A 22,134-nucleotide genomic window follows, 5' to 3' on the forward strand; every position below is an offset into this window, starting at 1 on the left:
TTCGTTGTGAATTAGAAACACCAGCAAGCTGTTTGAGTAGTAAGCCCAGTCATACTCGTGACTGGGCTTACTTACAAAGGAATAAAGTTACCTAACTTCGTATCTCAGTAGCACTTCATTATCGAGAACGACATTTGTCGACCAGATAAAGCTTGCGCCTGCACCACTGAATTTTTCGATAAAGTTCATGTACGCTTTTTTATTGTTCACGCCAATATCGTCCTCTGAATATACCGATGCTAGAGGCCAAGATGTTGAATCGAACTCTTGGTTCATCCAGTTGGTTGGTGTTTCCCAATGAGCGGCGTAGGCATCTTGACCGTGGTCAGTTCCTTCCGTGGTGCAGCTTTCAGAAAGACGCTTCCCGTCCACTTCACTCAAACAAGTCAGGTCATAAATCGGTGAGGTATAAAAGGTTTGTGCTTGCCATTCTGGTCCTGTCACGGTTCCGTCACTAAAGCTCGCGATAAAGCCACCATCGCCAGCGTGGTATGCCTTTCCGCGGTTATCTTCGCTGCCAAGGCCTAGGTTTTCTTCCCAATCAATCACTTTCACGGCAATCGTGTAAGGCTTCTTCACCTTAAATTTGACGATGTTTGAGTTAAACGGTGTGAAAGGAACGGTGTCTACCGCGATTAACTTGCCGTTGATATAAAGTTCGAAATAGTTATCGGCAAAAATATAGCCTGTTATTTCCTCACCGTCTTGATCCACTATCGCTACAGGTACAGAGCTTTGATCGACTTCGGCTAGGCTGCTTGGTGTGGTGTTTGAGCACTCTTCATAAAGATCAAAGGCTTTTGGCCCTGTCGCAAAGTTGTTCTTGGCTGGAACCGTCCAAACCTTTCCTTCTGAGTCCGTAATTTCCCCAACGCCCGCCACTCGGCTACGTCCGTTTGCACACTCAAAGAGATTCGATTCAACGGTGGTCGCCACACCCTGAGTAATACTCGCTGAGCCTTGGTAATCACTGATGTTGCTGACCGAAGGCGTATCTGATGATGGTGAGCAGCCTGTAGCGAGCAAAGCAACCGATGAAAGGGCAAGGGCTTGATATTTTTTGATGATCATTGATTGGGTATCCTAAATGGGTGATTTAAATAAGCGTGGTTCAAAATAAGCCAAGTGCAAGTAAGTTAATTGAAAACAAAGCTATTTCAAACAAATCCGAGCTAAGTAGCTAAGTAGCTAAGTAGCTAAGTAGCTAAGTAGTTAAGTAAGCCGTGAACTCATAGCTGATAGCTGGAACGACGAAACTAAGCAAGAGCCAAAGCAATTGTGAGGTACCACGCTTATTATTTGATGAGGCATATATTACCCGTACAAATGTAAACAAGCGTAAAGCTGAGTAAGCATGCGCAAAACAGCGCTTTTATAGGATGATCACATCAGCTTGCGCGGAGCTTGAAAAAATACTTAGAACGAAGCGGTTTCAGGTTGTGATTGAGATAGTATTTTGCTACAAAACGCGCATAATCTCGCTATACAACATTTAAAGAAGAATTTACCTATGACTACCTTTCAATACTACTTTCACCAACTGCCTTGCTTCGACTGTAAAAAAACGACAGTAAGTACTGATCTTGGTTGGTTAACGCCTGCGATGAAAGACGATGCTATCGCACAAGTGACAGCGACACTTGCACAAGGCGAGGTTACTCCTGATCTTTCAGCGGACGTGGTTTGTACGAAAGATGAAGCGCGTGAGTATTTACTACTGAACTTCTTCGGTTATTCAGAAGAAGAGCTAGCAAGCGGAATCGAAGCGGATGATGAAAAAGAAGTGGTAGACGAAATCGCAGAGCTAGTAGAAGAAGGTAAAGACACCATCACCTTCGAACATGAGATTGCTCTTCAGTGCTGTGCAGACTGCGATGTTGAAGACGAGTCAAACTAAGCTCTTGTATTAAGAGTATTAAACTAAGTACTCTTATTAAGGTTCATCATGAAGCTATGATGTTCTAATGATGAAAGGCGTTAGCGAATTGAGTTCGCTAACGCCTTTTTTGTCTCTCTGTTTCTTATCTTTAAGCGGCATTCAATCTTAAGATGTTGTGCTTTCTATGATGCCTTGTTTGCTCAGTTGCGAAAGGATCTCAGCGGTCTTCTCTCTGAATAAATCTCTCAGTAGACGCACAGTCGGGGTGATGGATTGACGACTTGGACACACTAACCACAGCTCGGTAGGGGTCGGCTTAAACTCAGGCATAACTTTAACCACTTCGCCTGAAAGCAGATGAGGTGACATGTCTAAACAAGATTTTATTGCCACTCCTTTACCCGCGATACACCAACGTCTTACAAGGTCTGCGTCGTTCGAAGCGCGATTTCCTTTTAGTTTCACTTTATGATCTTGAGTACCATCGTTAAACACCCACTCGTCTTGCAACATGTCATGGAGTTGGTAAAGCAAACCATTGTGCTGCGCTAAGTCACTCGGGTGTTTTGGTGTTCCCATTTCAGCCAAGTAGTCAGGAGCCGCACACAATATCCTCGGCACATCGCATATCTTAAAACCATACATATTGGCATCGGTCGGGGAGCCGTAACGCAGCGCCATATCGACGGAATCTCGGTAGAAGTCGATATTGCTATCGCTGATGCTAGTACGAAGCGTCGCCTTTGGGTATTCAAGCAAGAACTCATCTAACCAAGGTGTGATTAGGTTGCGTCCTAGATCCGATGAAAGCGCAATTCGAATTTCACCATCAAGAATCCCGAGCTCTTCGCGCATGTTGAGCTTCGCTTGCTCCAACATCTTTAAGGCTTGTTCGCATTCCGGTAAATAACGCTCGCCAGCTGAAGAGAGCCTTAGGTGGCGCGTGGTTCTTACAAATAACTCCGCACCTAGTGCCGCTTCAACACGTTTTACCGCTGCACTTGCTGTGGCAGTGCGCATATCAAGGTTGGTGGCTGCAGCGGTGATACTGCGAAACTCCGCCACTTTCAAAATGACCTGTAAGTCTTCAAGAAGCATATTATCTACCTGTATTGAATTATGTTCTAAACATGGCGTTGGGATATTTCCCCATCACAATCTGCAAATGGGTTATCTCTACTTATCGCTTCTAAGTTAGCTTCAAACACTTAATTGTCAAAACTAATTTGATAATAATTCAAATGTGAGGCTGTTTTAAATTAGTAATTTTCTCACTATCATTTTCCCATATCGACAACGTAGCGCAGTACGCACTGTATGGACGAAGCCTACGATCTAGGGGGATAAGATGACTAAGAAAATCACAATGGGTGTAACGGATTTGTCGTTCCACCTTACGACCGCATCGTTGGTTGCCAATGTATTGAAAGCCATGGGTTTTGAGGTAGAGCGTATTTTCTCTCCCCATCAGGAGAACTTTGAAAAGCTGAAAACAGGCCAAGTGGATATGCTTTCTTCTGCGTGGCTGCCATCAAGTCACGGTATCTACAAAGCGGGCGTTGAAGAAGTTGAGCCACTTATCAAGCTTGGGCTTCATTATGAACCTTATGCTTTGTGGGGCGTACCAGACTATGTGCCTGAAGAAGCGGTTTCTGAAGTCTCTGATTTATTAAAAGCCGAAGTGGTCGAGAAAATGAACTCGACCATTCAAGGTATCAACCCTGGCGCTGGCATCACACGTTTCTCTATCCAGATGATGAAAGATTATGGCCTGAGCGATGCCGGCTACCAGTTCTTTCCTGGCAGTGAAGATGATTGTTTCAATGCCTTTGAAAGTGCGGTCGCAAACAAAGAGTGGGTGGTAGTGCCACTGTGGAAACCTCAGTTTTTGCACTATCGCTACGATATTCGTGAGCTCAAAGAGCCAAAAGGCCTACTCGGAATTGTTGATAGAGCAGTGCTTCTTTTAAGAGACGACAAGAAGCATCTGTTCAGCGAACAACAGATTCAGAAGTTGGATTCCCTGCGCTTCTCGAACGACATCATCGCAGAGCTGGATTACAAAGTTTGCCGTGAAGGTAAACCACAAGATCAAGTCACACATGATTGGTTGATTGAGAAAGGCCTGATTTAACCTCTAAGCCGTTGGTAGTGCAGTTAGATGTCTGCATTACCCAGATAACGGCAATACAATTATCAAAAATTATTTGAGAATTATTCAAATATTAGGCGGTTTATCTAGAGTGAGAATTGACTAAGATTAACTCGTCTAATTCAAGGAGAAAGCACTATGTCAGTACCATCAAAAATGAAAGCTATCGGATTTACTCAATCACTTGCGATTACAGAGCAAGACAGTTTATTTGAGTTTGAAACGAGTCTGCCAGAACTAAAAAATAATGACTTGCTGGTAAAAGTGAGCGCGACTTCTATTAACCCTGCTGACGCAAAAATTCGTATTCGTAGTGCCAAAGACAAAACACTCGAACAACCAAAAGTGTTGGGCTATGACGCAGTCGGTGAAGTTGTTGGCAAAGGTGCTGACGTTGAAGGCTTCGAAGTCGGTGACCGTGTGTACTATGCAGGTGACGTAACTCGTATGGGCGCTAATGCCGAATACCAAGCTGTGGACTACCGTATTACCGCTAAAGCGCCGAAGAGCCTTTCTGATGAAGCTGCAGCCGTTATACCACTAGCAACGCTTACGGCTTGGGAAGCATTGTTTGACCGCTTGCGTGTTCGTCCTGAAGAGAAAAAGTCTATCCTGATCATTGGTGGAGCAGGCGGTGTTGGTTCAATTACGATTCAACTGGCTAAGCAACTGACCAACCTAAATGTTATCGCAACAGCTTCAAGACCCGAAACTGAAAAGTGGGTAAGGGATATGGGGGCGGATTATGTGGTGAACCACCGTAACCTTGTTGAGTCTGTCCGAGAGCAAGGCATTCAACATGTCGACTACATCTTCAATGTTGCTGATACAAAAGGGCACTGGGATGCGATGGTTGAGTTGATCGCACCGCAAGGCATGATCAGTTCGATTGTTGAATTTGATGGTGGTATTGACTTATCAGCGCTGCAAGGAAAATCAGCAGGCTTTGTTTGGGAGCTGATGTTCACGCGTTCATTGTTTAACACCGAAGATATCCAGAAGCAGCAAGACATCCTATTCCAAGCCGCGAATCTGATTGATTCGGGCCGTATTAAAACGACTCTAACCACGACCCTAAATGGCTTTAGTGTGGATACAATCAAAGATGCACACCAACGCATTGAGAGCAGTGCCTCGATTGGTAAAACTGCCATCAAATACTAATTGCCGATGTTTTAATCCGTCGTTGTTTTGAGTCGTTGACGGTTTAAATAGAAGAAGCCCCTGATATCTGATTGCTAGTCAAAAGGTTTCAGGGGCTTTTGTTTGTTTTCAGTTTAGTCAGCTTCTGGTGATGTGATAGGTTTCGATGTTCTGAAGTGAAGCTGTATTAGGTCTAGCTCAAAAGGCGAGGGCTGTTTGTCCGCAATCAAAAAAACTATTTGTTTGATGTCTCGTGCCTTAAGTTCCGGCGCATCGCTCAGTAGCCGACCTCTGAACACCGCTTGAAAATCATTGAAGTGGAACACCTTGTTAAGCCGCACTCCCTTTATCGTATCGAAATCGTGTTTGTATTGAACTCGATTACCATCTTTCGATGTTGTGAGCCTCAGTTGGTAGGTGCGACCATCACCAACGAAAACTAGCTCTGCGCTATCTATTTCATGGGCTGGTGATTCAATGGAGCGCTTTACAGAACTGAAACCACCATTGTTTTCTAACGATAGCTCGCCCCTAAATCGACTCATATCATCAAGATAAATGAGCCCGCCCGTTGAGATGCCACCCATTACATCGTCGTTGGTCGCTGTCCAATTCTTGTGTTCGTTCGGTTGTATAAAATCAATCATACCTATGCCTGCTACAGATACTTGAGACCATAAAAAGGAGAGGCTGAGTACTAGCCAAAAAGGGTGTCTTCGCTTAAGCAATGAAGCCGTTTCGTTCATGATTGTCTCCGTTAGCCGTTAGCCGTTAGTCTGTTCGCGTTTTATGGAGAAGGTTCAGTGGCAAGCATACCCATACAATGCTCAATAAATTCAGAGTAATTTGAAGCGTTGTCGTACTCAATTTTTAGCGAACCGTGAAACATCAGCGTCACCGTGACGTCTTTATAGCTTAGCCAACAGGTGTAACCGTCGTAATCATGCCAAGCCGTCATTTCGCCAACTAGATATTTGTTGTCCCGTTGCTCACCGGAAGAGCGAATAAACTCAAATACTCTGAGAAATTCAATAATGGTGATTCTGTTGTCCATGTTTTGCTCCCGCTGAGTAGTTATTGGTAATAGGCTGAATATTGGTATCTAAATTTGTTACTGTTTGATTGCTGTCCCTACGGCTTGCCTTTGTGTTCCGATCACTGAAAGTGATCTTATCTTCTCGATAAACCTCTGTTTTCTAATATTTTCATCGTCATTCCATACATCCGATTAATCCAGAGCGAAGCGTGCGTAACAAACTCGAATAACAACGTTAACCCTCAAGATAAAGACGAGCTTAATTTGCGTTTATGGTGGTTAATTAAAATTAGAGTCGATAGGATAAATAGCATCGGAGCCTTGTTATTGGCTGAAATGGAATCTACAGAAAGTGCGTGTCAACATGATAGAAAAACTGAAAAAGGAATGGTTTCTTGTAGGGATGGTGGTGGCTATGGTCGTTGCTGTTTTTACGCCGGATTGGGGCAAATCGGGTGGGGTACTTCATCTCGATACGGTGACTGTTCTCGGCATCGCTTTGGTGTTTTTCTTACACGGTTTGGGTTTGTCTCCCAAAGCCATTCTTGAGGGGCTTTCGAATTGGAAGCTGCATGTTTTTGTACAAAGCGCGACATTCTTAGTTTACCCACTGCTTTGGGTGATATTCGGGCAAGGCTTTGTCGCTTATATGCCAGCAGCTCTGGCCTTTGGTTTCTGTTACCTCTTCGTATTACCGAGTACGATTTCGTCTTCGGTCGCGATGACGGTGATTGGAAAAGGAAACCTACCGGGTGCGATATTCAATGCATCACTTTCTAGTATTTTAGGCGTGTTCATTACGCCTCTACTGATCCAGCTCTTTATGGGGTTGGAAGGTGCAGAGCTAAACCTGATGGAATCGGTGATCTCTATATCTAAAATGCTGCTATTGCCAATGATTGTCGGCCAGTTGATGCGCCCGTTACTTTTTGAATGGACTCAGAAACACAAGTCAGTGGTCAATAAGTTAGATAAATACGTGATACTTCTGATTGTCTACAGTGCTTTCTGTGACTCTATTGAACACGGTATTTGGAGCGACTTTTCACCAATGCTGTTGTTGCTGTCAGCGGTGATTTGTTTAGTGGTATTGATGGTGATGGTACACGGCATTCAATGGAGTGCCCGAAAGGTTGGATTCAATCATCAAGATGAAGTCGCGGCAGTATTCTGTGGTACTAAGAAGACCTTAGCGGCAGGTATTCCTATGGCTAAGGTGATCTTTGCTCACAACCCTAATCTAGGGATGATATTACTGCCAATCATGCTTTATCACCCGATTCAGATCTTTTACTGTGCAGTGCTAGCCAACCGTTACGCCAAGGTTGATACACAATCTAGTTAAACTTGTTTGTTGTTACAAGTACAACAGAAAAACGCCTTTCACTTCGCTGTGAAAGGCGTTTGTATTTGAATCTACTTCACTTTAACTAGAGTGCTTGAATCTGTATGAGCAAATGCGTTGTCGTAGATCTCTAAGCCTGTTGTTTGAGAGTACGTCAGCGTATCGTCTGAAATGCTAATGTTCATCGTGAAGCCTGTGGTGGTTGCGTTGTCCGTCATGTATTCAGACTCAGCGATGCCACGCTTTGACGCAACTAACGTCATTGTATCGCCAGCAGGGCCTTCTGCGGTGACACATGTGGTACGTGGTACACAGTAAGAGTTGTAGACGATCTGATTTTTTTGATCGTAGATGAAGTAGCCACGTTGATCGTGGAATTTAGAGTCGTCGGCCTTTCTGAATACTTCTTGTTTGTAGTACAGAGCAACCAGATATTGATCGCTGGCGTTGGTTGCATCTGCCGCAACCTCAAACGTCATTACTTCATAAAATGGTGTGACCGCGGGGCCACCTTTGCCCACTTCTGTGCCTTCTTGACCTGGAGAAATATCAACGCCGCCAGTTTCGACTGATTTCCATGTGCCGACTAACTTTGCGAGTGGACCAAAATCCATACCATTGATTGTGCTGTGGTCGGCTACTGCTGGAGCCGAGATTACCGCTGCGATACCAAGTGCTAATAATTTTTTCACTTTAACTTCCTTTTTATTAATTATCTGACCCCAATAAAAATAAGGTTATTGTGAAACCAGTTTATTAACCCAGATCAGTGTTGTTGGCTAATATGAAATCGAATTGTAACTTGATGTATCAGTCAGTAAGGGGATATTAATGCGGCTAAATATTGAACGAATAGCTGTGATTTGTTCATCGAGGTTTAATTCAAAATTGCATTAGTCTGAGCCTTATTAATTTTGCTATTACACATTTCAAATTCTCATGTATGATGTGCGCCCATAATTGTATGACAAATGTGTAATCTTACTTCTGTATGAATAAAGCTGTTAACCACGCCATTTTGCTTTTGGTGCTCGCAAACCTACTTGCGTCTTTTTCAGACGTATCATTGAAGATACTGAATGGCGAAGTCCCTACGTTCCAGTACGTGTTTATCCGTCAGCTATTGAGCGTGATCTTGTTGCTTCCATTTTGGTTAAAGTTACCGAGAGAGACGCGTATGAAAGGCGGTTGCCGAATCAACTTCTTAAGGGCTCAATTTATCTTAGTGGGGAGTGGCTGCGCGATGATCGCCATTACACACCTTACTTTGGCGACAGCAAACGCGATGTTCTACGTTGGACCAATCCTTATGCTGCCTTTGTCGATCGTGCTGTTGAAAGAAAGGCCGACATCTTCAAAAGTGATCGCGACCCTGATTGGTTTTGTGGGCGTATTAATCGTGTTACGCCCTGAACAATTTCATTGGGCGGCGATTGCTGGGCTAGGCAGTGCGCTTGCGATGGGCGTGGGTAATATCTTGATTAAACGCTTGAATGCAGAGCAACACATCATCTCAACTCTGTTCTGGACCAGCATTATGACTCTGCCACTTGCACTGGCATTAGCGCTGCCAACTTGGTCTGCGCTCGAATGGCGTCATGTTGGTTGGATCATGGCAATCAACTTGTTCGTACTTGGATACCATGCGCTTGTGGTGGTGGCTTACAAAAAAGCACCGGCCAACCAGATTGCGCTCGCCGAATATTCTGGGTTGGTGTTCGTAACATTGTTTGGTGTTATGTGGTTCGATGAGATTCCAGACATCCTGACGCTGGTGGGCATTAGTCTCATCGTTATTCCAATGATGCCGATTAAATGGAAGAAGGTTTTCAAGTGGAGAGACCGAGCCGCTTTAGAAGTTGAGGTTACTCCGCCTAAACCATAGCGGCTTGTCTCTCAGTCATTCTGGATTCCAAATAAACCACATCAGGGAAGGTCGTCTAAACTTAGGGTTTGTATCGCTTCAAAATACGACAATTTGGGCTCTAAAAACGTTCTCGAAATAAATGCAAATTAGTGCTTTACCTCAACTTAACTTGAGGTATTAGGATATGCAACGTTGCTTACGAGAATACTTTAAGGAGAGATGAATGATCCAACTTGAACATGTGAATTTAGTGGTAAAAGACATCCCAGAAATGCTGGTTTTCTATAAAGCGGCGTTCCCTCATTGGTATGTCCGTGACGAGGGAAAAGGGGAGTGGTCAGGTAAGCCACGTAACTGGCTGCATTTTGGCGACGAGTACCAATACATAGCAATAAGTGATCACGGTGAAGGTGAAAATAGAGATTTGGCTGGGCATTCTGTTGGTCTCGCACACTTCGCTTATGTGACCAATAATATCGAAAGTGTCACTCAACGCCTTGTTGATGCGGGCTTTCCAATTGCCAAACCCGGTGCCGAAGAACCTTATCGAAAAAATGTCTACTTTGTGGATCCTGCAGGCTTTGAAATCGAGTTTGTTGAGTATTTGAGTGATGATCCTAAGTTACGAAATGCCACGAGTTAGTTACGTAATACGCCGCTTTATTAAAGTTGGTTAGCGGCATGAAAACACGTTAGAGAACATTTATAGAAAAGGGCATTGTGGAATAATCCGCAATGCCCTTTTTAGGTCTATGCAATAGCTGATTATTTAGCTGATGTTTAGCTCAGTTGTTGGGTTGTTTATTTAGCCTTAAAAGGCACCAACAGTTGTTTGCCAAACACATTAATCAGCGCGCCAGTCACAATCAGGCCACCGCCTAGATAAGTCCAAACCGATGGAATTTCATTAAAGATCCACACGCCTAACAGTGCCGAGAAGACAATCTGGACGTATGAGTAAGCCGAAGCTTTACCCGCCGCTTGAGTCTGCATCGCTTTGGTCAAACCGTATTGGCCTATCTGAGTGAAAATACCGACTAACACGAGCATCACGGTTAAGAATAGACTTGGCCATACAAAGTCGTTCCAAATAAGGACTGTCGATATTGGCAGAGCAACCAGTGGGAAGTAGAAGATGATGACAGAGCTGTCTTCCGTCTGGCTCAGCTTTCTCACAATCACATAAGCAATTGAGCTACCAAACGCACCACATAACGCCACCATAATGCTGAATAGCGGTAACTCGCTGCTCGCGCCGCTGTTCATGCTTGGTTGAACCATCACCAATAATCCCGCTAGGCAGAATGCAATGCAGATCATGGTCGATTTCTGGACGCGTTCTTTCAGGAACAACACACCGAGCAACGCGGTAAAGACCGGATGTACGTATTGTAGAATGGTCGCTTCTGCTAACGGAAGAGTGGTTACAGCGTAGTAAACACACATCAGTGCTGCAGTACCTACTGCGCCACGAACAAACAACAAAGGTTTGTTATTACCCCAGATCGAAATGCCTTTTCGTTTTACGTCGATGTAGCTGATGATCAAAGACACCAAAGCCCTTGCTGCAACGATTTCGAATACAGGAATGCCATAATTGCTGATGTATTTCACACAAGCTGACATCAGTGCGAATCCAAAAGCGGAGAGGATCATGAATCGAACCCCAACAGGGATTTGTGAAAAAGAGAAAGAAGACATAAAAATATCAATCGGTTGAGGGAACAGGAATCATAACTTAGTTTAGAAGAGCCGACCAAAGTCTTTGTCCTGTTCTATTACACCAAACCATTGATATTGCTGTGCGAGTACTTTCAGCAACTCGATCTCTTTTGTTGTCTCTTCTCTAAGCCATTCAATAAGGTCGTTGATGATAGGCGTGTGACTACGCTGGTGCATGAAGTAAGTCCAAGCACTGTGTTGGATTTTTGCATTTCTAGGGCAGTACAAGAAGCCTCGTTGGAGATCTTGTTGAACTAACAACAGATCCGTGACCGTAACCCCTTCACCGGATAGACAGGCACTGAGCGCCATATCTAAAGACAAGAAGCTGGTATTTCTGACAGGTTTCTTTGGTGGGAATTCAACATCGGCCAGCCACACTTTCCAGTCGTGATGATCTAAGGTTGGATGCAGCCTTGGCAAGGTTAAGATTGAATCAAGGTCGGTGTCTTTGGTGGTTAAACTAGTAGAGCAAACCGGCGCCATGAACTCTTCACGCAAGAAGGTAATGTCAGGTGCCTTGTCATAGCGTTTTTTGAAACGCGTGTGGAAGATCAGTAGATCATACTCACTACTATTAATCGATTCGTCTTCCTCAATCACAGGAACAATGACTATCTCATGATCTTGATAACGCTCGTTTAATTCCCGAACTTTGGAGATCAATACTCGCGTCGCGAAACTCAGAGTCGCTTTGATCACGATACGCTTCTGCTTGGGCTCACTCCAAGAGGCGATAACAGCTTCGATATTACCGTAGCTTTCTCGCAAAGCCACATACAAATCATGACCTTGTACCGTTAATTCTATGGCTCGATGCTTACGAATAACCAGTGATGCGTTTAACTCATCTTCAAGCTGTTTGATCTGTCGGCTGATCGCACTTTGTGTCACATGCAGCTCTTCGGCAGCCAGCGTAAAGCTCATCAGCCTTGCGGCAGCTTCAAAGGCTTTTAAGCCATTATGTGATGATGGCAAGCTAGGATATGGGGTCATAATTCGTTCGCATGAGTTTATGGAATGTTAGAGTCGCAAATTTATCAATTGAACGCTAGCCTCATCGATCGTATTTTGGGCGAAATTACCTGAGGCGCTCATGAAAAAAATACTCACTCTTGCATTCCCTTTGATCATTTCACAGCTGATCTCTATGGCTTTAGTCCTTACTGATGTTTGGATGATGTCGCGTATCAGTGTGTCAGCCCTTGCGGCTGGTGGCTTAGGTGCCTCAATCTACTTTTTCATCTTCATTATTGCGAGCAGCACCGTGGGTTGTGTCGCGAACTTGATTGCGATTGCTTATGGTCAGCGCGTAGCTCGCCCTGAGTTTGGTAATACTCAAATCAGATTGGCTGTGAAAGGCGCAACCATGTTGGCATTCGTGCTCAGCGTGACCTTAATGGCCAGCTTCTGGTTTGCTCCGTTGGTATTAGAAGCAGCCAAACAGCCACCAGAAGTGATCACTTTAGCCATGGAATATGTCCATGCTTTGAAGTGGGTAATGTTGCCTTCGCTTATCTTGTTGGTACTTCGTGGCTTAACCAGTGCGTTTGGCAACGTGCGCTCCATTCTTGTGATGTCGATTATCACCGTAATTCTGAATGTGCCAGTGAGCTACTTTCTCACCTTCCAATTAGACATGGGCTTAACAGGTTTAGGGCTTGGTACGGCTATCGCGGCATTTATCGTGATGGTTGGATATACGGTTTGGGTATTTAAGCGTGACGAGTTTAAGCAGTTCGCCCCTTGGCTAAATACAGAAGAGTATTCAATCAAGTTGATGAGCCCATTGTTGTTGATGGGTCTACCTATCGGCTTGGCTGCTTTACTTGAGCATGGCTTGATTTACGGTGGCACCTTGATGGCGGGCACGATCGGTATTGCTTCGTTAGCCTTGCACCAAATCTTGCTGCAATGTTTAAGCTTTACTTGGAACTTCAACTTCGGTTTCTCGCAAGCTGCCGCAATTTTAGTAGGCCGTGATTATGGCGCGGGCAACTACGAAGGCATCAAAAGAACCTCGATTCAAAGCTTTATATTGGTGTCGGTGTTGAGTGTGGCGTTGTCGGCCGTGTTCATTATATGGCCTGAGATGATTGCTTCTATCTTCAAGTTAGACGATGGCACGGGTGCAATGACTTCACTACTGGCTTCTGTGATTTGGGTCGTTGCTTTGTGCTTTATTGTTGATGCTTGGCAGCTACTGGCGATTAACCTGCTAAGAGGCATGAAGATTGTCTCTATGCCAACCGTGATGACTGCCATCGGTTACTGGGTATTTGGCTTGCCTGCGGCTTGGTATTTGATGCCTAAGTTCGAATTGGCAGGGATTTGGGGCGGAATCGGTGTTGGCTTAGGCGTGACAGGTATTCTGCTGCTTATCCAATTGATGCGTGTCATTCAAAAGAACAACCAATCTCCAGATTTGTCGAATCATGCTTATACGTGATTTGCTTGTGATGCTCGCCTTTACCATGGAACCTTGAACGATAAACGTTGTATTGCTGACCGAGAACTATCAATTACCAACAATGACCTATAAGCCCTAAATTGCGTACTTCGTAATTTAGACCTTGGTCTTACAGAAACCGAGCTAAAAGGTGACTAGAATGATTTGAGTTGCTCACCGTTTTATCAAGGAATACACAAATGGAAGTTGGATTGTTCTGGGCTGAAAAAGGAATGTTAGTGCTTGGCGCACTGTTTGTTTTGACGAGCATGATGCAGTACGGAAGACGCAGTAGCGATTGGAAAGGCGTGATTACGATGTTCTACAAGCGTATCCCAATGAACATCGCCGAATACAAATGGTATCGCCTGGGGATCGCGTTGTTGGTATTTGCTGTGATCATACGTTTCGCATTACTGATTTTATGGCCTTCATATCAGTTCTAGTTCTCTTGCATTAGCTTTGTGGGATAGCTCTCTATCATGGCTACATAAAGCCGTTCAATGAATGAGTCAGTCGAGCCTTAATAAACCCGCTTGTTAAGGCTGCTGTTAAATATAATAGTGCTATTACTCAACAGCAAGGATTGGCTATTACCTTTGTAGCATATTGTTTTTCATGAAGAATAATGCGAAATAATAGCTTACCCACCTGTTTCATCATTCTTACTAATAATCTGCACATAAATCCATTCACCCCGTACCTGATACCATAATGTTCTGTTACACTCGGTCGAATTAGCTTTAATTTGTCAGTGGTGCATTTATGTCGTTCCCAGTTCTTATATGTGATGATTCTGCGTTAGCAAGGAAGCAGATGGCTCGGTCACTGCCTAGTTCTCTAAATGCAGATATAACTTTTGCTGTTCATGGGCTTAATGCACTTGAAGAGCTCGCTAAAAACCAATTCAAATTGATGTTCCTCGACCTAACCATGCCGGAATTAGACGGCTATGGCACATTGGAAGAGATGCAACGTTTAGGCGATACCACGCCAGTTGTCGTTGTTTCTGGTGACATACAACCAAAAGCACAACAGAAGGTGCTGGATCTTGGCGCCAAAGCATTTTTGCAAAAGCCGATCGATAAAGAAGCGCTAAAAGCCATTTTACGTGAGCATGTCGAGCCGCCAAAACAACCTCAAATCATTACCCCAACCGCTTTAGAACTGCCAATACTTCGCAGACGCGATATCTATATGGAAGTCGCGAACGTAGCGATAGGCCGTGCCGCTGATGCACTGGCTCGTCACTTTAATGTGTTTGTTCACCTACCGCTGCCGAACGTTAACATCTTCGAAGTGAGTGAATTGCACATGGCACTTCGTGACCTAGCGGATAACGACCAAGTGTCGGGTGTTTGCCAAGGCTTTAGTGGAGAAGGCATTGCAGGTGAAGCGCTAGTTTTGTTGAGTGATTCCAGTGTGAGCGATCTTAAGAAGCTCATGAAGGTGCCAACAGAAAGCGAGCAGCTAGAAGAATTAGAGTTGTTGATGGATGTATCGAACATCTTAGTCGGCTCTTTCTTGAATGGGTTAGGGGAGCAATCAGAAGTTCGTTTCTTTCAGAGCTCTCCTGTGCTGCTAGGTCAACACATCTCGATTGATTCGGTGATTGAAAATACCAGCGGCTCATTTAAAAAGACCATGACGTTCGAAGTCAGCTACAACATCGACGGCACGTCCATCCGTTGTGACCTTCTATTTATGTTTGTTGATGAGTCTCTGCCTCTTCTAGATAACAAATTGGCCTACCTAATGGAGGAGTTTTAATATGTTGAATCTTCCTGCTGAGTTTGAACAGTTCCACTGGATGGTAGACATGGTTCAAAACGTCGATATGGGGCTGGTGGTCATTAACCGTGACTTTCAGGTACAAGTTTGGAATGGCTTCATGACGCACCATAGCGGTAAGCAATCGCATGATGCGATCGGTAAGTCGATCTTTGAACTGTTCCCTGAAATCCCAGAAGAGTGGTTTAGGCTCAAAACCAAGCCAGTCTATGACCTAGGTTGCCGTAGCTTCATTACATGGCAACAAAGGCCTTATCTGTTTAAGTGTCGTAACGTTAGGCCAGTAACCCAACAAGCTGATTTCATGTATCAGAACGTGACGCTGAACCCGATGCGCTCACCAACAGGGCAAGTGACCTCATTGTTCTTGTCTATTCAAGATGCAACTGCAGAAGCGTTAGTCTCTCAAAAGAACTAGATTGCTCTATTCGCCAAACAACGCATTCCAATACGCGCATTAGCATCAGTCTAATCAGCGAATAAAAATGGCTAAGGTTAATTACCTGAGCCATTTTTTTGCTTTCTATTCTTCAAATCTTATCTTTTCCCCAGTTTTTCACGTCAACCAATCCTCTTTTTCTGAGCGCTTTGCAGAGTCTTCTAGGTTACATGAACGAAAGGGCGCCGACGAAACGTGCTTTTGGAACCGTAATGCTACGGGTTAATAGAAATTGGATTTATAAAGTACAAGCTTGAAAGCTTCATTTAATGGAGTGCGAGGGCTCGACTCTCAAACCCAAGTGAATATTGGTCTCTAGATTGAGTCCTTTTCACTCTACTTTTCTAAGTGACCGCAAAACAGAAACGTCACGAGATTAGCCAATTTGGTCAAAAACAGATAAAAATTGGAAAATAATCGAATTTATTTAAGAAAAAAGGCATTTTTTTGTTGGAGAAAAGTGTGGTTTTTATGTAATTTCGAGGCACTTTCTTCACATATTTGCTTTGAGAGGGTGATATTACGTGAAATATGAAGGAAAACGATTGCGCAATAAACCAACAGCTTTTGCGTGAATGGTTCGCTAAGTTATTAATTAATAAGAATTTAGTTGGGAAGTGTAACTGAGGAAGTTTTAGCGGATATGGAATCTTTGAGAGGATAGCATAAAAAAAAGTGAAATATCAGACTTGCTGTTACTAAATCACGACCTATAATGCTGAAAACCGGAGCGTCTGCCAACGCTCCGGTTTTTTTGTGTCCGAAGAAAAGTAAACTCGTCTGCCAACGGTTTTACTGCGCATTTCGCGAGAGACACATAATTTTATGAATCAAGGAAAACACCATGCGTATCGAACAAGAACTTAAGTTAGGTTTCAAAGATGTACTCTTCCGTCCGAAGCGTTCTACCCTTAAAAGCCGTTCTCAAGTTGAATTAACCCGCGATTTTACATTCAAGCATAGCGGTCGTCAATGGTCTGGTACTCCAGTAATTGCAGCGAACATGGATTCGGTAGCAAGCTTTGAAATGGCAGCGGCTCTAGCAGAGCACGGTGTTATGACTGCAGTACACAAGCACTACACAGTAGAGCAGTGGGCTGAGTTCGCAAAAACAGCAGACAAGAAAACGCTGAACAACGTATTTGTTTCAACAGGTACTTCTGAAGCTGAGTTTGAGAAAACTAAGCAAATCATGGCGCTTAGCGACGAATTCGTATTTATCTGTATTGATATCGCTAACGGCTACTCAGAGCACCTAGTTGAGTATGTACAAAAAGTACGTGCTGAATTCCCGACTAAAGTTATCTCTGCTGGTAACGTTGTAACGGGTGACATGGTTGAAGAGCTAATCCTAGCTGGCGCAGACATCGTTAAGGTTGGTATCGGCCCTGGTTCTGTTTGTACTACACGTGTTAAAACAGGCGTAGGTTACCCTCAACTTTCTGCAATCATCGAGTGTGGCGACGCAGCACACGGCCTTGGCGGCATGATCATCGGTGACGGTGGCTGTTCATGTGCGGGTGACGTATCTAAAGCGTTCGGCGGCGGTGCTGACTTCGTAATGCTAGGCGGCATGCTAGCAGGTCACTCTGAGTCAGGCGGCGAAGTTGTAGAGCAAGACGGTAAGCAATTCATGAAGTTCTATGGAATGTCGTCACAGTCGGCTATGGACAAGCACTCAGGTGGTGTTGCTAAGTACCGTGCTGCGGAAGGTAAAACTGTTTTACTTCCGTTCCGTGGTTCAGTTCACAACACAATTTCTGACATCCTTGGTGGTGTACGTTCAACTTGTACGTACGTAGGCGCAGCAAAGCTTAAAGAGCTAACTAAGCGTACAACTTTCATTCGTGTACAAGAACAAGAAAACAACGTATTCGGTAAAGAGTAATCTGAACGGATTCGAATAGTGTTGAAACAACCATAAATTGATATTTGCAACCATATATTGATATTTGGTACAACCATAATTTGATATTGCCTCTTCATGGTCTAGACTTAAGTAAGTTTACGACAAAATCGTGAAGAGGCAATATTATGTCTGCTCTACCTTATCAATAAAAAATGTCATAAACCCAGCGAGCATGACACCGTTCAACATTATTAGTGGGTGCGGTCTAGTGCGTAGTTGACGTGCCTGACCCGTTACTAACATCAGAACGAGTAAAAGAGTTCCACCGATAAATAACCTAAAAAAAGTAACTGTAATGGCATCAAGTTCAGATAAACGTGAAATGACCCCAATAGTTCCCATGCTAATAGCAGCAACAGTGGCGAGAATCATTATTTTTGGGGATGCGGTATTGGGCATAATTACTTCTTAGGTAGATTTTAAGTGATAATTTTCAAGGCATTATTAGCGCTATAAACAAATTGATTTCTATCAAAATAGTGAGTTCTACGTATGTGCCAACATGACTCCTGCTAGCACATCCCCCCCATGACGACGATTGCAAGTAGTTTGCCTAATCATAAATGCTCTGGTCGTTTGATAGAAAGCAAGGGAAAAGAGACAAACCATGCATAAAGGTTTGTCTCTTCTTTTACCTTACGAGTTTTCTAGACAAAGCTCATCCAATTTAGAGCTTTCAATTGTTTTATTTTCTTGATTAGCTTCACCTTCTGCAATAACACCATGATTTTCCTCAGTGATGCATTCTTTAGAAAGTCTGAAAGCTACTAGGAAACACATAAACACTACTACGGAAAGAATTAATCCAATAATCGCGTATACACCTTTGATAGAAGACATTCCGCCAGAAGCGACCAAAATGTATGCCGCAACAGTTATGATCACCCCCATAATTATTTTAATATTTCTTGGTGGCTCTTCATCAAAGTTAAGGTTCTTAACAGATAAAGTTGCAAGTACCGATGCCATCGGATCAGCCAGTGTACAGAACGAGAAGCAAATGGTTATTAGGAATACTAGTGTAACTATCGAACCCATTGGTAGTGAGCCAAGAATCTGGAATACAGTAGACTGCATACCTGACTCATTAACTGTGCCCCATACGTCAATTACTTCGTTAATTTGCAAGCTAACGGTCATGCCACCAAACACACCGATCCAAAGGATGCAGAAAAGTGACGGAACAAGAACATTAACCAGAACAAATTGACGAACTGTTCGGCCATAAGCCATACGACTTAGGAACATACCAATTACAGGAGCATATACCAAGAATTGCGCCCAGAACTGGAAGATCCAATTAGCATACCATGAGTCTTCTGGTGCCATGGTGTTCTGGGTAACTGTCTTCTGAGCCCATGTATCCATCAGGCTTCCGATTGCTTCAGCGCTGATCTTACCGATAAACATGGTATCTCCGAAAACCAGCACGTAAGCCAGCAGCGCTAAAAAGATGTAGATCGTAACTGATGCAACTCTTTTTAAACCGTTGCTCAGGCCAGAGACACAAGAAATGATGAAGAACACACCAATTAGGATAGCTGTTACTAGCCAGATAAATGGTGATTGCTCGATACCAAACGCAGCCTCAAGTCCTGCACCAATTTGCAAAAGACCAACACCCATAGAGTTCGCTACAGCGGCACACAAACAAAAAATTACTAGTACATGGACAAGTGTTTCTAACCACGGAATTCTTTTACCGAAGACAACTTCAATTAGTGAGCCAAATGAAAGGCTTTTTTTGCGATTAAATGTTACCAGTGCAAAACCAACGGCGCACAGCGTGTACATAGAGTATTGAATAAATGTCCAGTTCCACATTGCCTGAGATACGGCGAAAATCGCAGCTTCTCTTGTGAATGGTTCAACACCTGCTGCTACTGGTGGCGTCGCAAAATGATAGATAGGTTCACCCATTGCCCAGAACAGAAGTCCTGTACCAATACCACCACAAATAGTAATAGCACACCAACTAAACATGTTAAATTTTGGCTTTGCTTTATCGCCGCCAATTCTTATGTCACCATATTTACCAATTACAAAAGCGATAGCCAGAATGGGACAAGCCAATGCAATTAAACTGAAATACCAGCCTAAGTGGTCAGCGAAGTAGTAAAGTACATTATCCAAAAAAGCACCAAGTGGTTTAGTGAAAAATGCACCTGTAAGGATAAATGAGGCGAGGATTATAAATGCAGGCCAAAATGCAAATAGATTTAGCTGCGTTTTTTTAGCTTTATTAATGTTCATGTTAAACCTTTAATTAGCGGTTGTTATCTCTCTCATCTTGCTCTTCAGCAAGTCTCTGACCTGTCGGAGTGGTGCAAAGTCCACCTTTGCATGTACAGCGCAGCTCACTAGGCAATTGAGCGCCTACTCTGAACAGAGTTTCAGCGGATTCATCTAAAGGAATTAGAGGGTCGAAGCCTCCCATAATCATGTTTGCACAGACAACAGCATTAGCTACTGACATAGCATTGCGGTTTATACAAGGAACCTGAACTAATCCAGCAAGAGGGTCACAAATCGTACCCAGAATGTTTTGAGTTGCACAAGAAGCAGCCATGCAAGATTGCTCTGGAGTACCGCCCATAAGATAAACAAGTGCGCCTGAGGCCATAGCTGAAGCAGCCCCCGGCTCAACCTGACATCCATACAGTTCTGCGGAATAGTTGTGGTCTTTACTCATCACTATCCCAATAATAGATGTGACAAGCATAGCTTTAACTTTTTCATCCATTGACAGGTCTAGATGATTCGCCAGACCTAGCACTGCTCCGGGGAAGATACCAGCAGATCCGCCAGTAGGAGCGCACAATACAACTCCTTGCGCACTGCTATATTCCATCGTTGCCATACCCCAAGCAACGGCGGTATTAAGTACACCCATGTCCAGAGCGCGTTTGTCAGTTTTAACAAACTTTTCAATCTTCCCGGCTGTTGGAGTAATAATACCAGCCATATTGATATCGCCCTTTAGCGCTTCTTTTGAACTGAATTCCATCGTTTCAACAACATGTTGCATAAAATCCAGAACTTCATCCTTTGTCCATCCGCTACGCGCCATTTCATAATCGATGGCTAATTCCCATAACTCTTTACCTGTTTCTTTAGAAACATTTATCATTTCCTCAGCGCTATTAAATGGGAAGGAGCAATAACGGTTTGATGGGACGGCTAACACAGGCTTTAACGTTTTCACATCGACAACATATTCCATACTACGAATCGTTTCTAACACATCATCGTCATACGGAGAGCGACTCTTGAAGTTAATCAAAGCCCTATCATCTACTGTGGAAAGGGTAACTCCTTCGTTCAATTCGAAATTTTTTACAACAGCGTCTCTGATTTTGGAGCTCTGCTCTAGTCCAGTGTTTGTATATACCAAGAGCTCATGGCAATCTCCGACAATACCAACCTCAAAGCCATCGATTTCTAATAGTTTTACTGTTCCACCACCTGTAGAGTCAGAGTGTACGACAACTTTTTCTCCCTGATCACTTTCCAGCGTAAGGTGAGATATATTAGGTACAACCGGGGGAAATTCACTAATCTCAAAATTAACTTCGATATTAACTTTTTTTGCTTCCTCAAAAGCATTTGCTAGTCTCGGATCTTCCGGGCGTCTCCCCAAAAGCCCATTGATATAACCCATATCAGACCTTTGGCCTTTATACATCAGCGTATAAGCACCATTTCTTGCAAACTCAACTGTACATCTTGTTAAGTTACCGGATAAAAGTTGTTGGCTTAGATATCCAATTCTGGATGGGCCGCAAGTGTGTGAACTTGACGGGCCAACCATAATTGGGCCAACAATATCGTTAAAAATACTTGGACTTTGCCTTTTCATTGTTACCCTCTATCGCTATAAATTTTCTTTCTGAAGAAATGAAATTTCACAAAAATGAAAATCACTCCATAGACGCAAGATAAATGCAAACCGCGCAAAACCCAAGCATAAAGCCACTTTTGATGTTAAAACTACTAGCTAACGCACATTTTCGATCAATATTCGACCGATATTTTTCATATATATAAAAATTTACTTGCATCATTATGGTTAATTTTCGCATGAGAGAAAATGGAGGGGTGGCAAAGTCGTACATTTGCGTGCTGGTGTATGAAGGCATGCGCTAGGAAATCTAAGGTCATAGTTCTCTAGTGATATGTAAATCCAGTGTCACACTTCCAGAAAAAGTGCCCTTGTTTCCAAATCAAAACTTACATGAGGGGGTTAGTAGCAATATGCAACTAAGGCTAAGTGGCTGACTCATTGCTGTCTTAGTGCTGAATCGTTTGTTATCTAGGAGGATTGATGGTAAAAAATGAAGTGTACTGAAGAAAATGCACTACGGGTTGCTTAGTTACTAAGGCCCGAATTCAACTCCGAACT

General features: G+C 43.5%; 21 protein-coding genes. 11 read left to right on the plus strand and 10 right to left on the minus strand.

Annotation, left to right across the window (positions count from 1 at the left end; translation table 11 throughout):
* Nucleotides 1–87: 87 nt before the first annotated feature.
* Nucleotides 88–1,071: a hypothetical protein gene (locus AB4209_RS12030; protein WP_372055979.1), complete on the minus strand. Its 984-nt coding sequence runs from the start codon at nucleotides 1,069–1,071 to the stop codon at nucleotides 88–90.
* Between the two features lie 439 nt (nucleotides 1,072–1,510).
* On the opposite strand from AB4209_RS12030, the gene AB4209_RS12035 reads away from it, so the two are divergent.
* Nucleotides 1,511–1,897, plus strand: coding sequence for a hypothetical protein (locus tag AB4209_RS12035; protein WP_102333936.1), 387 nt, complete (start codon nucleotides 1,511–1,513; stop codon nucleotides 1,895–1,897).
* A gap of 147 nt (nucleotides 1,898–2,044) precedes the next feature.
* On the opposite strand, the gene AB4209_RS12040 is transcribed toward AB4209_RS12035, so the two are convergent.
* On the minus strand, nucleotides 2,045–2,977 hold the full coding sequence (locus AB4209_RS12040) for a LysR family transcriptional regulator (protein WP_102428016.1): 933 nt from the start codon (nucleotides 2,975–2,977) through the stop codon (nucleotides 2,045–2,047).
* A gap of 268 nt (nucleotides 2,978–3,245) precedes the next feature.
* Here AB4209_RS12040 and AB4209_RS12045 point away from each other — a divergent pair, with 268 nt between their 5' ends.
* Nucleotides 3,246–4,013 carry a glycine betaine ABC transporter substrate-binding protein gene (locus tag AB4209_RS12045; protein WP_372055995.1) on the plus strand — a complete coding sequence of 256 codons (768 nt, stop codon included), beginning with the start codon at nucleotides 3,246–3,248 and terminating at the stop codon, nucleotides 4,011–4,013.
* A gap of 156 nt (nucleotides 4,014–4,169) precedes the next feature.
* Nucleotides 4,170–5,195: a zinc-binding alcohol dehydrogenase family protein gene (locus AB4209_RS12050; protein ID WP_372055981.1), complete on the plus strand. Its 1,026-nt coding sequence runs from the start codon at nucleotides 4,170–4,172 to the stop codon at nucleotides 5,193–5,195.
* A gap of 113 nt (nucleotides 5,196–5,308) precedes the next feature.
* Here the strand turns inward: AB4209_RS12050 and AB4209_RS12055 are convergent, their stop codons facing one another.
* Nucleotides 5,309–5,920, minus strand: coding sequence for a CIA30 family protein (locus AB4209_RS12055; protein ID WP_372055983.1), 612 nt, complete (start codon nucleotides 5,918–5,920; stop codon nucleotides 5,309–5,311).
* Nucleotides 5,921–5,961: 41 nt separating this feature from the next.
* The gene (locus AB4209_RS12060) at nucleotides 5,962–6,228 is read right to left on the minus strand and encodes a DUF3081 domain-containing protein (protein WP_017068432.1); all 267 of its coding nucleotides are present in this window, start codon (nucleotides 6,226–6,228) and stop codon (nucleotides 5,962–5,964) included.
* A gap of 346 nt (nucleotides 6,229–6,574) precedes the next feature.
* Here AB4209_RS12060 and AB4209_RS12065 point away from each other — a divergent pair, with 346 nt between their 5' ends.
* Nucleotides 6,575–7,555, plus strand: a complete 981-nt coding sequence (locus tag AB4209_RS12065) for a bile acid:sodium symporter family protein (protein ID WP_032545880.1) — start codon at nucleotides 6,575–6,577, stop codon at nucleotides 7,553–7,555.
* Nucleotides 7,556–7,626: 71 nt separating this feature from the next.
* On the opposite strand, the gene AB4209_RS12070 is transcribed toward AB4209_RS12065, so the two are convergent.
* A complete protein-coding gene (locus tag AB4209_RS12070) occupies nucleotides 7,627–8,247 on the minus strand; it encodes a heme-binding beta-barrel domain-containing protein (protein WP_372055985.1) in 621 nt (206 codons plus the stop codon).
* A 299-nt stretch (nucleotides 8,248–8,546) separates the two neighbouring features.
* Between AB4209_RS12070 and AB4209_RS12075 the strand changes: the two genes are divergently transcribed.
* Both AB4209_RS12075 and AB4209_RS12080 read left to right on the plus strand, forming a co-directional pair.
* A complete protein-coding gene (locus AB4209_RS12075) occupies nucleotides 8,547–9,440 on the plus strand; it encodes a DMT family transporter (RefSeq protein WP_017065985.1) in 894 nt (297 codons plus the stop codon).
* A 205-nt stretch (nucleotides 9,441–9,645) separates the two neighbouring features.
* On the plus strand, nucleotides 9,646–10,065 hold the full coding sequence (locus AB4209_RS12080) for a VOC family protein (protein ID WP_048614864.1): 420 nt from the start codon (nucleotides 9,646–9,648) through the stop codon (nucleotides 10,063–10,065).
* Between the two features lie 158 nt (nucleotides 10,066–10,223).
* Here AB4209_RS12080 and AB4209_RS12085 read toward each other — a convergent pair whose 3' ends face one another.
* Nucleotides 10,224–11,123: a DMT family transporter gene (locus AB4209_RS12085; protein ID WP_017068434.1), complete on the minus strand. Its 900-nt coding sequence runs from the start codon at nucleotides 11,121–11,123 to the stop codon at nucleotides 10,224–10,226.
* Nucleotides 11,124–11,165: 42 nt separating this feature from the next.
* Nucleotides 11,166–12,140, minus strand: coding sequence for a LysR family transcriptional regulator (locus AB4209_RS12090; protein WP_017068435.1), 975 nt, complete (start codon nucleotides 12,138–12,140; stop codon nucleotides 11,166–11,168).
* A gap of 100 nt (nucleotides 12,141–12,240) precedes the next feature.
* Between AB4209_RS12090 and AB4209_RS12095 the strand changes: the two genes are divergently transcribed.
* From AB4209_RS12095 to AB4209_RS12115, 5 genes are all read left to right on the plus strand, one after another.
* Nucleotides 12,241–13,593, plus strand: a complete 1,353-nt coding sequence (locus AB4209_RS12095; RefSeq protein ID WP_372055987.1) for an MATE family efflux transporter — start codon at nucleotides 12,241–12,243, stop codon at nucleotides 13,591–13,593.
* A 200-nt stretch (nucleotides 13,594–13,793) separates the two neighbouring features.
* Complete coding sequence (locus tag AB4209_RS12100; protein WP_010430578.1) at nucleotides 13,794–14,039, plus strand: hypothetical protein; 246 nt, start codon at nucleotides 13,794–13,796, stop codon at nucleotides 14,037–14,039.
* 319 nt (nucleotides 14,040–14,358) lie between these two features.
* Complete coding sequence (locus AB4209_RS12105) at nucleotides 14,359–15,363, plus strand: response regulator (protein ID WP_029236531.1); 1,005 nt, start codon at nucleotides 14,359–14,361, stop codon at nucleotides 15,361–15,363.
* A gap of 1 nt (nucleotide 15,364) precedes the next feature.
* Nucleotides 15,365–15,802, plus strand: coding sequence for a PAS domain-containing protein (locus tag AB4209_RS12110; RefSeq protein WP_048606084.1), 438 nt, complete (start codon nucleotides 15,365–15,367; stop codon nucleotides 15,800–15,802).
* Between the two features lie 865 nt (nucleotides 15,803–16,667).
* Nucleotides 16,668–17,711, plus strand: coding sequence for a GMP reductase (locus tag AB4209_RS12115; protein ID WP_017062429.1), 1,044 nt, complete (start codon nucleotides 16,668–16,670; stop codon nucleotides 17,709–17,711).
* A 144-nt stretch (nucleotides 17,712–17,855) separates the two neighbouring features.
* Here the strand turns inward: AB4209_RS12115 and AB4209_RS12120 are convergent, their stop codons facing one another.
* The 3 genes from AB4209_RS12120 to AB4209_RS12130 form a co-directional block, all read right to left on the minus strand.
* The gene (locus AB4209_RS12120) at nucleotides 17,856–18,131 is read right to left on the minus strand and encodes an EamA family transporter (RefSeq protein WP_372055989.1); all 276 of its coding nucleotides are present in this window, start codon (nucleotides 18,129–18,131) and stop codon (nucleotides 17,856–17,858) included.
* A 237-nt stretch (nucleotides 18,132–18,368) separates the two neighbouring features.
* Entirely contained in the window at nucleotides 18,369–19,985 is a 1,617-nt protein-coding gene (locus AB4209_RS12125) for a BCCT family transporter (RefSeq protein WP_372055991.1), read from the minus strand.
* A gap of 13 nt (nucleotides 19,986–19,998) precedes the next feature.
* Nucleotides 19,999–21,591, minus strand: a complete 1,593-nt coding sequence (locus AB4209_RS12130) for an L-serine ammonia-lyase, iron-sulfur-dependent, subunit alpha (RefSeq protein ID WP_372055993.1) — start codon at nucleotides 21,589–21,591, stop codon at nucleotides 19,999–20,001.
* Between the last annotated feature and the right edge of the window lie 543 nt (nucleotides 21,592–22,134).

Origin of the sequence: Vibrio sp. 10N.286.48.C11 (assembly GCF_041469805.1) — a bacterium.
Taxonomy (GTDB): Bacteria; Pseudomonadota; Gammaproteobacteria; order Enterobacterales; family Vibrionaceae; genus Vibrio; species Vibrio crassostreae_C.

Excerpts from the sequence above, each read along its gene's own strand:
- AB4209_RS12065 (WP_032545880.1), top strand. The coding sequence starts at position 6,575 with ATGATAGAAAAACTGAAAAAGGAATGGTTTCTTGTAGGGATGGTGGTG.
- AB4209_RS12080 (WP_048614864.1), top strand. The coding sequence starts at position 9,646 with ATGATCCAACTTGAACATGTGAATTTAGTGGTAAAAGACATCCCAGAA.
- AB4209_RS12115 (WP_017062429.1), top strand. The coding sequence starts at position 16,668 with ATGCGTATCGAACAAGAACTTAAGTTAGGTTTCAAAGATGTACTCTTC.
- AB4209_RS12085 (WP_017068434.1), bottom strand. The coding sequence starts at position 11,123 with ATGTCTTCTTTCTCTTTTTCACAAATCCCTGTTGGGGTTCGATTCATG.
- AB4209_RS12050 (WP_372055981.1), top strand. The coding sequence starts at position 4,170 with ATGTCAGTACCATCAAAAATGAAAGCTATCGGATTTACTCAATCACTT.
- AB4209_RS12075 (WP_017065985.1), top strand. The coding sequence starts at position 8,547 with ATGAATAAAGCTGTTAACCACGCCATTTTGCTTTTGGTGCTCGCAAAC.
- AB4209_RS12100 (WP_010430578.1), top strand. The coding sequence starts at position 13,794 with ATGGAAGTTGGATTGTTCTGGGCTGAAAAAGGAATGTTAGTGCTTGGC.
- AB4209_RS12120 (WP_372055989.1), bottom strand. The coding sequence starts at position 18,131 with ATGCCCAATACCGCATCCCCAAAAATAATGATTCTCGCCACTGTTGCT.
- AB4209_RS12105 (WP_029236531.1), top strand. The coding sequence starts at position 14,359 with ATGTCGTTCCCAGTTCTTATATGTGATGATTCTGCGTTAGCAAGGAAG.
- AB4209_RS12030 (WP_372055979.1), bottom strand. The coding sequence starts at position 1,071 with ATGATCATCAAAAAATATCAAGCCCTTGCCCTTTCATCGGTTGCTTTG.
- AB4209_RS12130 (WP_372055993.1), bottom strand. The coding sequence starts at position 21,591 with ATGAAAAGGCAAAGTCCAAGTATTTTTAACGATATTGTTGGCCCAATT.
- AB4209_RS12040 (WP_102428016.1), bottom strand. The coding sequence starts at position 2,977 with ATGCTTCTTGAAGACTTACAGGTCATTTTGAAAGTGGCGGAGTTTCGC.
- AB4209_RS12110 (WP_048606084.1), top strand. The coding sequence starts at position 15,365 with ATGTTGAATCTTCCTGCTGAGTTTGAACAGTTCCACTGGATGGTAGAC.
- AB4209_RS12090 (WP_017068435.1), bottom strand. The coding sequence starts at position 12,140 with ATGACCCCATATCCTAGCTTGCCATCATCACATAATGGCTTAAAAGCC.
- AB4209_RS12095 (WP_372055987.1), top strand. The coding sequence starts at position 12,241 with ATGAAAAAAATACTCACTCTTGCATTCCCTTTGATCATTTCACAGCTG.
- AB4209_RS12035 (WP_102333936.1), top strand. The coding sequence starts at position 1,511 with ATGACTACCTTTCAATACTACTTTCACCAACTGCCTTGCTTCGACTGT.
- AB4209_RS12055 (WP_372055983.1), bottom strand. The coding sequence starts at position 5,920 with ATGAACGAAACGGCTTCATTGCTTAAGCGAAGACACCCTTTTTGGCTA.
- AB4209_RS12125 (WP_372055991.1), bottom strand. The coding sequence starts at position 19,985 with ATGAACATTAATAAAGCTAAAAAAACGCAGCTAAATCTATTTGCATTT.
- AB4209_RS12060 (WP_017068432.1), bottom strand. The coding sequence starts at position 6,228 with ATGGACAACAGAATCACCATTATTGAATTTCTCAGAGTATTTGAGTTT.
- AB4209_RS12045 (WP_372055995.1), top strand. The coding sequence starts at position 3,246 with ATGGGTGTAACGGATTTGTCGTTCCACCTTACGACCGCATCGTTGGTT.